This window comes from Cyclobacterium qasimii M12-11B (assembly GCF_000427295.1).
In the GTDB taxonomy this organism is placed as follows: domain Bacteria; phylum Bacteroidota; class Bacteroidia; order Cytophagales; family Cyclobacteriaceae; genus Cyclobacterium; species Cyclobacterium qasimii.
On record NZ_ATNM01000072.1, the window covers coordinates 1 to 13,629 of the forward strand.

At 39.3% G+C, this 13,629-nt stretch carries 12 protein-coding genes; 9 read left to right on the plus strand and 3 right to left on the minus strand.

Going from position 1 to position 13,629, the window contains the following annotated elements:
- Positions 1-202: 202 nt before the first annotated feature.
- The 3 genes from ADICYQ_RS28365 (at position 203) to ADICYQ_RS07540 (ending at position 3,532) form a co-directional block, all read left to right on the plus strand.
- Complete coding sequence (locus tag ADICYQ_RS28365; protein WP_235114473.1) at positions 203-1,093, plus strand: PQQ-dependent sugar dehydrogenase; 891 nt, start codon at positions 203-205, stop codon at positions 1,091-1,093.
- 463 nt (positions 1,094-1,556) lie between these two features.
- Positions 1,557-1,958: a c-type cytochrome gene (locus tag ADICYQ_RS30165; RefSeq protein ID WP_369073251.1), complete on the plus strand. Its 402-nt coding sequence runs from the start codon at positions 1,557-1,559 to the stop codon at positions 1,956-1,958.
- A gap of 395 nt (positions 1,959-2,353) precedes the next feature.
- Entirely contained in the window at positions 2,354-3,532 is a 1,179-nt protein-coding gene (locus ADICYQ_RS07540) for a hypothetical protein (RefSeq protein WP_020893548.1), read from the plus strand.
- 164 nt (positions 3,533-3,696) lie between these two features.
- Here the strand turns inward: ADICYQ_RS07540 and ADICYQ_RS25860 are convergent, their stop codons facing one another.
- From ADICYQ_RS25860 to ADICYQ_RS07555, 3 genes are all read right to left on the minus strand, one after another.
- A complete protein-coding gene (locus ADICYQ_RS25860; RefSeq protein WP_161625583.1) occupies positions 3,697-4,434 on the minus strand; it encodes an HNH endonuclease in 738 nt (245 codons plus the stop codon).
- Positions 4,435-4,553: 119 nt separating this feature from the next.
- Entirely contained in the window at positions 4,554-5,783 is a 1,230-nt protein-coding gene (locus ADICYQ_RS07550; protein WP_051160148.1) for a DNA cytosine methyltransferase, read from the minus strand.
- A 280-nt stretch (positions 5,784-6,063) separates the two neighbouring features.
- The gene (locus ADICYQ_RS07555) at positions 6,064-7,347 is read right to left on the minus strand and encodes an Nramp family divalent metal transporter (RefSeq protein ID WP_020893551.1); all 1,284 of its coding nucleotides are present in this window, start codon (positions 7,345-7,347) and stop codon (positions 6,064-6,066) included.
- 200 nt (positions 7,348-7,547) lie between these two features.
- On the opposite strand from ADICYQ_RS07555, the gene ADICYQ_RS07560 reads away from it, so the two are divergent.
- The 6 genes from ADICYQ_RS07560 (at position 7,548) to ADICYQ_RS29610 (ending at position 13,628) form a co-directional block, all read left to right on the plus strand.
- Positions 7,548-8,819 (plus strand): amidohydrolase/deacetylase family metallohydrolase, encoded by a 1,272-nt coding sequence (locus ADICYQ_RS07560; RefSeq protein WP_020893552.1) that lies wholly within the window; start codon positions 7,548-7,550, stop codon positions 8,817-8,819.
- A gap of 65 nt (positions 8,820-8,884) precedes the next feature.
- Positions 8,885-10,063: an amidohydrolase/deacetylase family metallohydrolase gene (locus ADICYQ_RS07565; protein WP_020893553.1), complete on the plus strand. Its 1,179-nt coding sequence runs from the start codon at positions 8,885-8,887 to the stop codon at positions 10,061-10,063.
- Between the two features lie 5 nt (positions 10,064-10,068).
- A complete protein-coding gene (locus ADICYQ_RS07570; protein WP_040415077.1) occupies positions 10,069-11,688 on the plus strand; it encodes an aminotransferase class V-fold PLP-dependent enzyme in 1,620 nt (539 codons plus the stop codon).
- 59 nt (positions 11,689-11,747) lie between these two features.
- Positions 11,748-12,329: a RidA family protein gene (locus ADICYQ_RS07575; protein ID WP_020893555.1), complete on the plus strand. Its 582-nt coding sequence runs from the start codon at positions 11,748-11,750 to the stop codon at positions 12,327-12,329.
- Between the two features lie 113 nt (positions 12,330-12,442).
- A complete protein-coding gene (locus ADICYQ_RS29605; RefSeq protein WP_316929276.1) occupies positions 12,443-13,126 on the plus strand; it encodes a DinB family protein in 684 nt (227 codons plus the stop codon).
- Positions 13,113-13,628, plus strand: coding sequence for an SUMF1/EgtB/PvdO family nonheme iron enzyme (locus ADICYQ_RS29610; RefSeq protein WP_020893557.1), 516 nt, complete (start codon positions 13,113-13,115; stop codon positions 13,626-13,628). Before ADICYQ_RS29605 ends, ADICYQ_RS29610 begins: the two co-directional genes overlap by 14 nt.
- Position 13,629 lies beyond the last annotated feature (1 nt).

Consider the following 13,629-nt stretch of genomic DNA (forward strand, 5'->3'; position numbering starts at 1 on the left):
ACTATTAAAATGCGACATTTTCGAAATTAAACACTTTTTGAGTTCTTTTTACCACTCTTTTATTCCGAGTCTCAATTTTTAATTCCTATTTGTATTATTTTATGAATATTGCAATAATTTCTATATAGTCATATCTATCTCGAAATTTTATTGTTAAATTCTTAGAATTTTATTAATTATCATGAAATTTTGCCGAAAAGCCATGAAAAACTCACATTTACCATCTATAAAAAAAATACTATTTCTTAATCTTTTTTGTTTCCTGCTCTTTTCTTGTACCAAACCCTCAGGATTACCGGAAACTGATTCTGATAATGATGGATTGATTCTGCCCGATGGATTTGGCGCACTGGTAGTTGTAGATAGTATCGGTAAAGCGCGTCACCTTGCAGTAAATACAAATGGCGATATCTATGTAAAACTAAGATATGCCAAAGGTACCGGAAGTAATGTCGCACTTAGGGATACTACCGGAGATGGTAAAGCTGACATTATCACACACTTCGGAGATTATGAAGACGAAGGTAGTCTTGCAAACGGCATGCGCATTCACGATGGCTATTTATATTACAGCGCTGCCAGAGTAGTGTATAGAAATAAACTGGTCCCAGGCAAACTGGTGCCCGATAGCCCGATGGAGGTTATCCTTTCTGATGACCATGAGCATGGAATCCACTGGCATATTACCAAACCTGTATCTTTTGATGAAGAAGGATACATGTATGTACCCTTCGGAAGTCCTTCTAATGCTTGTCAGGATATGGCAAACAAACCCGGGGGAATCCCAGGCTCAACTGGCTTAGACCCTTGTCCTGAATTAATCGAACATGGAGGAGTATGGCGATTCAAATTGGATAAATTAAACATGACCCAAAAAGATGGGGAATTGTACGCTACTGGTATTAGAAGTGTAGTAGCCATGGATTATAATAAGGAGGACAAAAAACCTCTACCTCGTCATGCACGGAAGAGACAACCTCCACTTATTGTATCCAGAGACTTTTACACCTTGGGAAAGCGCCGTCCTTCCTTCAGAAGAGTTTATAAGAGTAGAGCAGGGTGGAGATTATGGTTGGCCTTATTGTTACTATGATCAGATAAATGGTAAAAAGGTACTCGCTCCTGAATATGGAGGGGATGGTGAAATTGTTGGTCGCTGCGCAGACATGGACGATCCTATTATGGGATTTCCCGGACACTGGGCGCCCAATGACCTGCTGTTTTACACGGGAGACCAATTTCCTGATCGGTATAAAAATGGTGCTTTCATCGCTTTCCATGGCTCATCAAACAGGTCTCCTTACCAACAGTCTGGTTATTTTGTTGCATTTGTCCCCTTTCAAAATGGACAACCAAGTGGGGACTGGGAGGTTTTTGCCAATGGCTTTGCTGGTAAAGAACTAATCGTAAATACCAACGATGCGGAATTCAGGCCTATGGGTCTGGCTCAGGGGCCGGACGGGTCATTGTATGTGTCAGACTCAAGAGATGGCAAGATCTGGAGGATTCTATATAAAGGAGATAAAACCACATTTGGTGAAGCTGAACTGGCAAAAATGGATGAACAAAAGCTGGTGGCCAATATTCGCAACCCTCAGCCTGAAGAAGACAACCAAGACAAAGGTCAGCTTCCAGAAGGCAAAAAAGTATACAATACTTATTGTTCCCCATGTCACCAAAGGGATGGGAATGGCGCTACGGGAAGGATACCTGGGCTTAGGCAAACGGATTGGGTAACTGGAAACAAGGACAAACTTATCAATATTGTACTTCAGGGACTTGAGGGTGAAATCGAGGTAAATGGAGAACCTTACGATAATATTATGCCAGCCCATCAGTTTTTAACCAATGAGCAGATTTCAGAAGTCTTGACCTTTATCCGGCAGAACTTTGAAAACAATGCTTCAGCCGTTTCAAAAGAAGAGGTAGCAAATGTCAGGGCTAAAATCTCAAAATAATCGGCCCAAGCAAAACCGTCATTCCCAGGCTTTACGGGGCTTTTAAGTATAGGAAGATAAAATAATCTCCAACGTGATGAGACTGCCAAATAAAAGGTTCGCAATGACGATATACATAAAAGAATCGTCATTGTGAGGCTTAGTGTGAGTTTTAAGCGGCACCTTCGACACCCTTCGACAGGCTCACCATGCTCAGGGGCCATGCTCGAGCTCAGGGACCTCAACAAATAAACCATGCATCTGCTCAATAAATGCAAGATTAAAATTCATCCAATTTGCTTTTACCCCGCCTTTTTTGGAATCCATAGATTAATAAATATATTACATCCTTAGTTGAAAACCTTCGCTAAAATCGTAATCTATTGTTAATCAATAATTATAATGGGAAAGCCAAAATGAGAAGTATCTATGCCTTTTTGAATAGTGCAGTATTCTTTATTATTCTTGGACTTGTTCTGAGTTGCAATGGTCCAAAAGAAAATACAGCCCAAAGAAAATTTTCCATCACTGTAAGGGACTCAATCAATATTGATAATTTAGACCCCTTGCAACTGAAAGGCTATGATCCGCAATCAGACAATTACCTATTATCAAATGCTGGTATTGGAGTTCGCCAGGTTTTCCGGGTAAATGAAAAGGGAGCCATTGTTTCCAGTTATACCATTCCTGAGGAAGGTCCAAATGGCCTTTCAAATCCTGGAAGCGTAGGATTCCTTGATGGAGCAATCGTTATTTATGACATGGAAAAAGGTTTTGTGAAACTTAATCCTGACTCAAGCATCAGCCCTGAGGCAAAAATCTCCTATCCCCATAGCTATTTGTTTTTCCCTCCCCATCTGCCTTTGGTTAAGCAAAGTGAAGAGGCATTTTATTATATCAAACCACTTGTTGATGAAGACTTCGTAGATGGTATGGGAGAACAGTTTTATAAAAATTATTACAGTAAGTCGCTACTTGAAATGCACAATGCGAAAACTGGTGAGACCAAACAATATTTAGAGATTCCGGCACAAAGCATTTTTAAGGACGGCATGAATCACGGAATATATGTTCCGGTGATTAAAAATAAAGGGAATGACTGGTTGGTTTCAACATGGTTCGATCCCTCTGTTTTTCTATACAAGGAAAATGCCGAGGGCATATTATTCGAGAAGGCCATTGATTTGCAAATCCCTGGAATGAACAATTATCAGGGCGTAGAAATGAAAAATAGTGAGCAATTTTTTGAAATTAATGAGGGTAAACGTCCAGGAAACATCAATGATATCCTATTTATGGACGATTATACGGTTGTTGTCTATAAAAAAGGCCTTTCCGAAGAAGAACAAAAGGATATCAAGGCAAATTTCCCAAACCAAGCCAAAATGGAGATGGAAAAGAAAGATGCCTTTTATGCGGTCATCCTGGACAAAGACTTCAATGTTCTTGACAGCAATGTCAAATTCCCAAAAGGCGTCTATTACCCAAATGTTGCCAGCAAAAACAATGAAATAATCGCATTGAAGAACCCCGATTTATTTGATGTCGAGGAATACTTTGTTACGCTATATAAAATGGAATTGACTTTTGAGTAAATTTTGGCAGTTTAGTATGGGGCTTAATTATTTTAAAATATAATATCTTTACCACCTTGTACTTCAAGATAAAAACTATCGGATTCCCCTTCCTTTACCTTCACTTATTATTTTTGGCCTAAAGGAAACTTGCCTACAACTTTTGATTTTTTTCAAAATAAAATCTAATCAGAAATTGTTATGGCGTTGTAAAATTGGGCGATATCATCAATGGAAAAGTGATGATGAATTTGAGTCCTTTTGGCATAAATATTTTCTATAAGTTCGTATTTATGTTCCACAACGGCATGATGAATTCCTCTATGACAGTTGGGGCACAAAGCAACAATATTTACAAGGTTATCCAAAGGATCACCAAACAAATGTTGAAATTTAATTGGTATAAAGTGATGTGCTTCAACATAGGGTAATTGGGTACGCTGAGCAACAAATGTTTGATGCGATGGGTCAACTTCACAACGATTACCAACTATATCGAATCTCATTCTTGCCAACCTAGGGTCTCTAACTGTAATGATTCGTCCACCCACAATTTGGGTGGAAATTCTTCCTTTAGGATCTATGACGTAGTTATTGTCTTCGCCAATTGAGGATTCAATTGAACGTTGATAATAATCATCTTGATCATCATTTTGATTTAGGCTATTCCATTCTGCAATAGGTAAACTGCCAATATTCAAAACATTATTTTTTTTGAATAGGAACCAAATATTTCCTGCAAAGGGTTTAAACCCAGCTCTTGATGAAATATATAACCTTAATTCTGGCTTTTCCGGTTTAGGAAAAACCAGATTCAACTGTATTTCTATATTGTCAGGATAAAGGGTAAAAGTTTGAGATGCCTTTTCACGATTAGCTGCAACATTACCTACTTGAATATTTTCCAAACCAAAATGATCCATAACCATTTCAGCTTCTGCATCAGTTAAGGTGATTTGAGAATCAAAAAATTCTCTTTCGGTTACAATGGAATAAGCTCCTTCGACCGCTTGGAAAAAATCCTTGTGAAAAGACCTAAATCTCATATTTTATTTACCAATTTCATCGATTTTAATATGTTTTCAGTAATTGCTTGAATTACCGGCACTGCTACAGAATTCCCAAATTGTCTATAAGCTGCGGCATCACTAGACGGTAATATGAAATTTTCAGGATAACCTTGCAATCTAGCGCATTCACGAGGTGTTAATTTTCTAGGATTTTTATCTTTCTGAGGGATCAAGCATTCCTTTCCATCCTTACCATATCTTGCCACTATTGTATTCGAAGGTTTTTCAAGATTAGCTTCAAAAGCAGTAAAACCTGTACCTCTCTCTAGATTATTTTTAGTACGCCTTTTATGACCTTCCCAAAGCTTATTTGAAATTGTATATTTTTCTAATACATCTGACTCAAGTATTTCTTTTAGTTTTCTTGGTTCTTTTTCGAGTTTAGGAAAAATAAAGTTTTTATTTTGTTTTCTAAAACACACCATAAAAAACCTCTCTCTTTTTTGCGGAACCCATCTGTCTGCATTGATAACCTCAAAATGGAAATCATAATCCAAATCGTTTTCTAAAATAGATTTAACAGTTTCAAAAGTTTTGCCTTCATCATGGGATTTGAAATTTTTAACATTTTCAAGAAAAACAACCTTTGGTTTCTTAACTGAAATAATTCTTGCGATATCAAAAAATAAATTTCCTTGACTTTTATCATCAAAGCCATGAGCTAACCCAAGATGATTACGAGCTGATACACCTGCTAAACTAAACGGTTGACAAGGAAATCCTGCAGTTAAAATTTCATGATCTGGGATAAGTTGATTAAGCTCAATATCAGAAACATTTTTGCTCGTAAACTCTCTTAAATCACCAAATGGATATTCCCCAAAATTTTGTTCGTAAGTCTGTTTTGCAGAATTATCAATTTCAGAACTAAATACACATTTACCTCCCAAATTTTGTAATGCAATACGAAATCCACCTATCCCAGCAAAAAGATCTATAAATCGAAACTTTTTATCGGGTGGGGAAGGGAAGGGAACATCCCATTTGAAGGGTACCAAATATTGGAAATCAGGTTGATTAACCTTATTATTTAATTCAGGTATCCTCTCAATTAAATATTTAATTGCTGGGCTCTTAAAGGATTTCGATGCTCCGTTCACATCATTTTGTAAATAATGTGTTATATAAGCATGTTCGTTTGTGAATTTCTTATCTTTTTTAAAATTTAAAAGACCTTTAATTTCAGAATAAGAGCTCTTCACGATTATTTAGAATTTATTTTGGATGCTTATTTAATACCGAAATTTGGCAAAGCATGTTTGGGCAACTTTGTCCTGGCATGCTTTGCCAAATTTAGTTTATGATAGCTTAAAAGCCTAATTATTATGCTGAGTAACAAATAATATTACCTAGATTAACGATAACTTATTTGGGAGTTGAATATACATGAATAAAAGAATGCTTGATGGCATCAAGACCAACATTTTTTAATACTTTGACATTCAATTTGCCAAGTGTTGGTATCACATTCATTCAAAAAAATCACAACAACTCCAGCAATGCCACGGCTCCTGTGTAAGAAATGATACAGGCAAAAACAAAAGCTGAAATCAATCCAAAATTAAGCCATAGTCCGGCTTTCTGATCACCCATCAAGCTTTTTTGATTGACCAGATACATGATACAGCCAATGACAAGCGGCAATACAAATACCGCAGCAACCTGGGTCAATATCTGAGCAAATATAGGATTGGCACCTAAGATTGGCACGGTCAAGCCTACTACACATGCTACTCCTGTTAGCACTTTGAAACGAACCGACCCTGTGTCCAGCTCTCCTTCTTTATAATCTGCTACTAGTAATGGTGCTACCATTAATATTGGAAAAATGGAGGATAAGCCGGCACTTAAAGCTCCTGTCATAAACAAGGCTACGGCAAATTTACCAGCAACTGGTTCCAACAAATAAACCATGTCCATTACTTTTTCGATTGTCTTGCCTTCTGCATGAAGCGCCCCCGTAGCGGCAGCCATAATGGAGAGGTTAATGATCAACATCAAAATTGCTCCTGTCAATGCATCTCTTGATTGATCCTTGGTATTTCCTGGTCCCCATCCTTTACCTTTCATCAAAAGTGGCCTCACCACAAAAGTGGGAGCTGCCATAGTAGTTCCAACGAAGGCAGCTACTAGTAATTTCCCTCCAGCCACCTGAGGCACACTTGGGATTAATCCCCTTGCCATTTGGCCAGGATCAGGCAATACCATAAACATGGAAATGATAAAAGACAAACCCATTATAGTCACAAAGACGACCAGCACTTTCTCGAAAAATGAATATTGCCCTACCCAAAGAAAGGCATACATCACCAAAATCAAAACAATGGCAATTCCAAGTATTATCCAATAGGAGCTCCCTCCTTCCATGTTTGGAAAAAACAAAAGGATCATCTCATAAATAGCATTGGCACTTAGGCCTAGTATTCCCGACAAGGAATTCCATTGGGCAAGAATAATACCTCCAACGATCAGAAACGAAATCAATTTACCTCCTTTAAGCTTTGTTTTAAAGCTATAAATCGAGGTCTGACCAGTGACAACAGCATACCTTCCATAAGCCTCCATCAGCACCCAGGCAAAAATACAACTCAACACCAAAACCCATAACAGTTGCATGCCAAACTCACTTCCGGCCTTGGCCATAGAGGTTACACTACCAGTACCTATGGTATAACCTATACAGAAAATACCTGGCCCTATTCCTAACATCCACAACCAAATGGTCTGAAAAAAATTATTGTTACTGGCTTTACTGTCTTGTTCCATAGTTATTGGTTTTGGGAAATTAAATTGACCCGTTAATTTGGAAATTTTTATTTTGAATAAAAAGAGATTACATTAGATAGATGAAATTTTAATAAAATATGCCTTTGTTTAAACAATTTTTTTTACAATATTTCCGATCTTCTTTTAAGGATAAACCCATTTTCCTTCGTGATATAGTTCCTAACTTCGCTTTCACTCCCATGTCATTTACTAATCTCCTGAATAAATCAATTGCCATCTTTCTTTTCGCTAGCCTACTACTTTCTTTTAGCGCTAATGCACAAGAAATTGACCTATTACTTAAAGGCGGCCATGTTATAGACCCCAAAAATGGGATCAGTGAAACCATGGACATTGGTATTACTGGAAAGAAGATCGTAAATATAGCCAAAAACATTCCAGAAAACACAGCAAAAAAAACCATTGATCTGAAAGGTTATTATGTGACTCCAGGGCTAATAGACATGCATGTTCATGTTTTTAATGGTGCCGATACAGAATCGTACATCGCCAATGCCTTGACAAGTTTACCTCCTGATGGTTTTACTTTCAGGTCTGGAGTAACCACTGTAGTGGATGCTGGTTCTTCCGGATGGAGAAATTTTCGTCAATTCAAGAAACAAACCATCGACCAATCAAAAACCAGGGTATTGGCACTATTAAATATAGTAGGCACTGGGATGTATGGAAGATTAGAAGAACAAGATGTATCGGACATGAATCCAACCATGACCGCCAATATGATTACAAAAATGTTTCCTGATATTTTGGTAGGCATAAAATCAGCTCATTACTGGGGAGACTTCACCCAGGTAGACCTGGCCGTAGAAGCAGGGAAATTGGCCGAAGTGCCGGTTATGGTAGATTTCGGTGAGCACCAGCCAACAAATTCCATTGAAGCATTGTTTATGAAGCACCTTAGACCAGGTGATATTTTCACGCATACCTTTTCCTATGGACCTGATAATAGAGAAACGGTAGTAGACGAAGACCTTAAAGTCAAACCCTTTGTATTTGAAGCACAAAAAAGGGGTATAAATTTCGATGTTGGACATGGTGGTGGTGCTTTTTCTTTCCGTCAGGCGATACCATCCATACAACAAGGTTTTTTACCTGATGTTATAAGCTCTGATCTTCATAGCCAAAGCATGAACAGTGGTTTTAAAGACATGGCCAACTTATTGTCAAAATTCATGAACATGGGATTGACCATGGAGGAAGTAGTACTTAGAGCCACATGGAATCCTGCACAAATAATAAACCGAAAAGACCTGGGTAACCTGGATGTTGGAACTGAAGCAGACATCGCTGTTTTTACACTTAGAAAAGGAGACTTTGGATTTTTGGACATCCGAAGAACCAAAATAGATGGAGACAAACGATTGGAAACAGAAATGACCATCAGAGCCGGTCGGGTAGTATGGGACCTAAATGGTTTAAGTGTCCCTTATTGGGAATCAGAGTTTAAATAATAGAAATAGCGTAAAAGACAACCATGAGGTTTTTTCTTATTATATGCTTTTGTATCGCTTGCAATTTGCAGGCAATTGGCCAGGAATATGACATTCTCATAAGAGGGGCTTACCTAATTGATGCTAAAAATGAAATCCGTGACACCATGGATGTTGCTGTATCAGATGGGAAAATAGCGGCTGTTTCTAAAAACATCCCTGTTAATCAGGCGAAGAAGGTAATCGATGCTTCCGGACTGATTCTTAGTCCTGGTTTGATCGATCCCCACACACATGTATTTGTAGGTAGCAAAAGCAAAACTTTTGCTGATGGATTTAACAGTGTATCACCTGACGACTTCAGCTTTCGTTCCGGCATCACTACTGTGGTAGATGCAGGCACCTCAGGTTGGAGAAATTTTGAGACGTTCAAAACAAATGTTATCGACGCCTCAAAAACGAGGGTTTTGGCGTTTCTAAATATCTCAGGGGTGGGAATGAGTGGTGACTCCACTCAAGAAGACCTATCAGACATGGATGCAGAAAAGGCATATCAAACCTTAAAGCAATATCCCGATATCCTGGTCGGGATTAAAATTGGGCATTATACTGGTTCCGAATGGCTTCCTTTTGACAATGCTTTGCAAGCTTCTGGAAAAGCTGGCAAACCGCTACTTGTAGAATGCCACTTACCGGAGTATTCTCTTGCGGATCAATTGAACAAAATGAGACCGGGAGACATTATCACCCACAGTTTTGAAGAAATAGACGAAAGGTTGCCTATCATAGATGAAGAAGGAAGACTACACCCCTTTGTAAAACCGGCTTACGAAAGGGGAATTAATTTCGATGTTGGCCATGGCGGCGCTGGCTTTTGGTTTAGCCAAGCCATTCCAGCTTACCAACAGGGTTTGGTTCCAAATTCATTTGGTACAGACCTCCACCGTTTCAGTATGAATAGCGGAATGAAGAACATGTTAAATGTCATGTCAAAATTCATCAATATTGGGATGAGCACGGAAGAGGTAATAGAAAAAGCTTCCTGGAAAACTGCTCAGGCCATACATCGAACAGACTTGGGTCACCTGAGTGTAGGCGCTGTAGCTGATCTTACATTACTACAGTTACACAATGGTAATTTTGGTTTTATAGATGCAGGAAAAAAGAAAATTGAAGGTAAATATAAATTAGAAACAGAGCTGACCATGAAAGACGGAAAGGTCGTATATGACCTTAATGGCTTGGCAGCAGACAAATACCACTAAAAATTATGGATAGAAGAGAAATGTTAAAAAACCTGGCCATCCTTCCTGTTGGAGGAAGCCTTATGAGCATGTCGCCACTTATGGCTTCGCCGGATAAAAATGTTGCCAAGGGACCACTTGCCCTTGATGAAGATATTTATAAATCAATTGGAGTCGTTCCAATTATCAACTGTAGGGGTACATTCACCATTATAGGTGGGTCCATTGAAAGACCTGAGGTACATGCAGCAATGGCTGCCGCTTCTAAAAACTTCGTACAATACGATGAATTGGCATTTGCCATTGGAGAAAGGCTTTCTGAAATCACCAAAGCTGAATTTGGTATTGTCACAGCTGGTTGTGCTGCAGCTATGAAGCATGGTACTGCTGCCTGTGTTACAGGAGGTAATCCTGAAAAATTACTCAGAATTCCTGACTTATCCGGACTGGATAAAACGGAAGTAATCATCCCAAGGCATTCCAGGAATGTTTATGACCATGCGGTTAGAAATATCGGGATTACGGTGGTAGAAGTTGACAGTATGGAAGAGTTGGAAAAAGCCATCAATCCTAAAACTGCCATGATCTATTTGCTAGCAAATAGAAGTTCTTCAACCGGACAACCTATGTCGGTAGAGGCCATTGCTAAAGTAGCAAAAAAACAAAGCATACCTATTATGGTAGATGCTGCAGCTGAAAACCTTAGTATTCCTGTAGTTCATTTTGAGCGTGGAGCAGATATGGTAGCTTACAGTGGTGGAAAAGCAATGTGCGGCCCTCAATGTGCTGGCCTTTTATTAGGTAGAAAAGACCTGATGCTTTCTGCATGGCAGGCAAGCTCTCCACATCACGGACCAGGAAGAGACAATAAAGTAGGGAAAGAGGAAATGCTGGGAATGCTCGCAGCAGTAGAAGCCTGGACTACCAGAGACCATGAGAAAGAATGGGACCGATGGATGGAATGGCTAAACCTTATCGCAGAGAAAGCCACTAAAATAAAAGGGGTAACTCACGAAATAACCCTTCCTGATGGACTTAACAATAGGGCTCCGGGCTTGATCGTAAGTTGGGATCCAACACAATTGAATATTACAGGCGAAGAAGTTGCTGAGCTATTCGGCCGTTCTGAACCAAGAATTGCAATTGGAAGCGGTGGCAAAGATGGATTAACTTCAATCAATGTTACGCCTAGCCAAATGCAGGATGGAGAAGCAAAAGTAGTGGCTAAACGACTACATGATACTTTATCTAAAAAGAGATCTACTCCTGACACATCTATGGCTGCAGCCGCTTCAGACATTTCTGGAAGGTGGAACGTAGAAATGACTTTCTTTAGCAGCAAAAGCACACATCATATGATGCTTGAGCAAGATGGCAACTGGCTAAACGGAACGCATCAAAGTGATTTTGCAGAGCAGGATTTATATGGTACAATCGAAGGAGACACAATAAAAATCAGAAGTCATTTCAAAAAACCTGGTGATTCTGTTGTTTACATGTTTACCGGTAAGTTAAAAAATGGCCAAATATCAGGCGAGGTATTTATGGGTGAATATTTAACTGCCCAGTTTACTGCCAAAAAATGGGAAAGCAAACAGCGGAAACAAAAAATCTCCGTACCAGGTGGACCTCCATTGGCAACTTGATCCGTTACTTTGAATAGTAACACATTACCAAAAGATTAAATTAAAAAATAAATCATACAATGAGAAAAATTGCATTATTACTGTTGATTCCTTTCTTATGTTTAGCAGGATGTGGTGGACCGCCATCCTCCAAGCCTTCAGATAAAAAAGCGAGTGCTGCGGAGCAGAGCACCGATGGTGTAGATGCCGAACAGAGGATCAAAGATTTGGGCATCGAACTTATTACGCCTAAACCACCTACAGCCAATTACCTTAAAGCCAAAACCTTAGGCAATGTAGTCTACTTGGCAGGTACTGGACCTGACAGACCTGACGGTTCTCAGGTAACAGGTAAATTAGGAAGTGAAATAAGCCTGGAAGAAGGAATAGCTGCTGCCCGCTTTGCAGGCATATCGCTACTGTCCTCTTTGAAAGCTGAAATAGGTGACCTGAACAGAGTGAAAAACATCGTTCGTGCCAAAGGCATGGTCAATGCAGATCCTACTTTTACCCAACATTCACAAGTCATCAATGGCTTTTCTGATTTGATGGTTGAAGTCTTTGGAGAAAAAGGGAAGCATGCCCGAGCTGCAATTGGAATGGGTTCCTTGCCTTCCAATATCTCTGTTGAAATAGAGATGATTGTAGAACTTTATGACTAATATAAAAGTGGTTAAATGGATTTTAGCCCGATAATTGCTTAAGAAAATGGGGATGGTGAAAACCATCCCCATTTTTATTTGTTAGAACATAAACCCAACAAAAAATAGTTTTCATGACAGGGAGATTCACGCAAGCAGCATCCACTAATACAGTACTTTTAGACAGATTCAAATCCTGTCGCCTGCAAACAGAAAAAATATGTGCTCCACTCGAAGTGGAAGATTATGTTCCACAACCAATACCGGAGGTTTCGCCCCCAAAGTGGCACCTTGCCCATAGTACCTGGTTTTTCGAACAGTTTTTACTTGTTCCTTTCAACAGCGACTATAAGGTATATGATCAAGATTTTGCCTACTTGTTCAATAGCTATTATAACAATGCGGGCGACAGGGTCTTGCGCCCCAATAGAGGGTTAATGAGCAGACCGCCTGTGATTGAAGTGATGGCTTACCGAAATTACGTTACCAATGCCGTATTGGAACTTCTGGAAAAAGAAGAACGCAACAGTCAAATTTCGGAAATTGTTGAACTAGGCATCAACCACGAACAACAACATCAGGAACTCCTGGTGTATGACATAAAATACATTCTTGGAAACCAACCTACATTTCCAAAGTATGGAGATTCCTTTGGCACCAAAGCTGAAAAAACGATAGAGGAATGGCTTGAAGTTTCCGAAGGGATAAAACAAATTGGCTTTGCTGGCGATGGTTTCTCCTATGACAATGAACTAGGGAAACACCGTGTTTTTCTAGAACCCTATAGTATTTCAAAAAAACCTTGTGACCAATGCTGAGTACATTCAGTTCATTGAATCCGGAGGCTATACCAATTTTAACTTGTGGCATTCTGATGGCTGGGAATTTATCAATAATAACGACATAAAGGCACCGCTGTATTGGTACAAAATTGAAGGTAAATGGCATCATTACACCTTCAATGGCTTGCAAGCGGTGAATGAAAATTTACCAGTTCAACATGTCAGTTATTACGAGGCTTTTGCTTTTGCGGAATGGAAAGGAATGAGATTACCTACCGAATTTGAATGGGAGGTAGCAGCCGATCAGTTTAGCTGGGGTCAATTGTGGGAGTGGACTTCAAGTGCCTACTTACCTTACCCAGGTTTTCAAAAAGCCCCCGGTGCATTGGGAGAGTACAATGGTAAATTCATGGTCAACCAACAGGTGCTCAGAGGTGCATCTGTAGCCACAGCTTGTAACCATAGTAGGAAAACTTACCGTAATTTCTTTGCCCCTCCCTCCCAATGGATTTTTTCAGGAATCAGACTTGCTAAATAAA

Excerpts from the sequence above, each read along its gene's own strand:
- ADICYQ_RS28365 (WP_235114473.1), top strand. The coding sequence starts at position 203 with ATGAAAAACTCACATTTACCATCTATAAAAAAAATACTATTTCTTAAT.
- ADICYQ_RS30165 (WP_369073251.1), top strand. The coding sequence starts at position 1,557 with ATGGATGAACAAAAGCTGGTGGCCAATATTCGCAACCCTCAGCCTGAA.
- ADICYQ_RS07540 (WP_020893548.1), top strand. The coding sequence starts at position 2,354 with ATGAGAAGTATCTATGCCTTTTTGAATAGTGCAGTATTCTTTATTATT.
- ADICYQ_RS25860 (WP_161625583.1), bottom strand. The coding sequence starts at position 4,434 with ATGGATCATTTTGGTTTGGAAAATATTCAAGTAGGTAATGTTGCAGCT.
- ADICYQ_RS07555 (WP_020893551.1), bottom strand. The coding sequence starts at position 7,347 with ATGGAACAAGACAGTAAAGCCAGTAACAATAATTTTTTTCAGACCATT.
- ADICYQ_RS07560 (WP_020893552.1), top strand. The coding sequence starts at position 7,548 with ATGTCATTTACTAATCTCCTGAATAAATCAATTGCCATCTTTCTTTTC.
- ADICYQ_RS07570 (WP_040415077.1), top strand. The coding sequence starts at position 10,069 with ATGGATAGAAGAGAAATGTTAAAAAACCTGGCCATCCTTCCTGTTGGA.
- ADICYQ_RS07575 (WP_020893555.1), top strand. The coding sequence starts at position 11,748 with ATGAGAAAAATTGCATTATTACTGTTGATTCCTTTCTTATGTTTAGCA.
- ADICYQ_RS29605 (WP_316929276.1), top strand. The coding sequence starts at position 12,443 with ATGACAGGGAGATTCACGCAAGCAGCATCCACTAATACAGTACTTTTA.